Consider the following 1,203-nt stretch of genomic DNA (forward strand, 5'->3'; position numbering starts at 1 on the left):
CAGCGAAAACGGAAGAAAAACTCAAAACCGTGTCCGGGATGAGTTGACCACTACACTGACACGGTTGATAGATCGCAAATTGACTTCGCTGCCCAGCTCCTACGCTCATAAGTAAACATCAAACAGGTATGTGCGTACTGCCATCATGCAGAGAATGTCCGCCTCAGCCCGTGAGTGGGTGAGGCAGGAGAATCTCCTCGACTATTACAGGAAAGGACTCGAATGTATCTCCGCGCCTTGGAAATTGATGGTTTTAAATGTTTCAACACAGGCTTCACCATTGAGTTGCATGATGGCCTCAACGTCCTGGTAGGGGAGAATGGGGCTGGTAAAACGGGGATCATCAGTGCAATTCGGCAGTTGTTCAATGACTCCGAGTCGGGAAAGCGAAACATCCATGAGCGAGACTTCTACCGCGGCTTCGAGCCAGGGGCATTAGCTACCGAGGCTATTCGTATTGAGGCCACGTTCAGCGGGCTGGACCAAGATGAGAGCACAGCCTTTATCGATTGGTGCGGCCAGGAGCCTGAGGCCAAACTTACCTTCACTGCAACGAACCGGGAGTCGCGCGGCCGATATCGATACTCCATCTGGGGTGGGCATCAGCGGATCAAGCCTGTAGAGGTCGAAATCCTCGATCTGATCCACTGCGTCTATCTCCCGCCGTTGCGTGACGCCGAAGTCAAACTTCGCGAAGGTCGCCAGTCACGGCTTGCCCGGTTGATGAAGGCGCTTTGCCGCAAGGAGATCGACGAGTGCCGCAAGGCAGGAGTGGCTCATCCGCTCGAGCAGCGGGTTGGAGAATTCAATCAAGAGTTGGCCGAGAGCGATGACTACGCCATCAAGCAGGCCAACCAGCGGATTGGAGACAACCTCAAGGAAGCCTTGGGCATGAATCTCTCTCAGGGCACGCTCATCCAGTTTTCGGAGGTCAATTTCTCGAAAATTGTTGAGGGTCTCAGACTGCTGTATTACCCAGACCTTAATGGCGCCGATGCTACTCAATTCAGGTCACTCGAAGAGAACAGCCTCGGGTACAACAACTTGCTGTACATCGCATCGATTCTGGCGGAGCTGATCCTAGAGGTAGATGAGGACCGAGGTGAAGAGACGTTCCTGCGCCTACTACTGATCGAAGAGCCAGAGGCGTGAATCGCCCCGGATTCTCTAGACACCTTGCAAGCTCATTGTGTAACGTTTTTC

General features: G+C 53.4%; 1 pseudogene. It reads left to right on the plus strand.

Features of this window, described 5'->3' with window-relative positions:
- Positions 1–222: 222 nt before the first annotated feature.
- A pseudogene (locus ACW9IN_RS30080) lies at positions 223–1,149 on the plus strand (ATP-dependent nuclease); the annotation flags it as partial.
- Positions 1,150–1,203: the final 54 nt, after the last annotated feature.

This window comes from Pseudomonas sp. SDO5271_S396 (assembly GCF_054071795.1).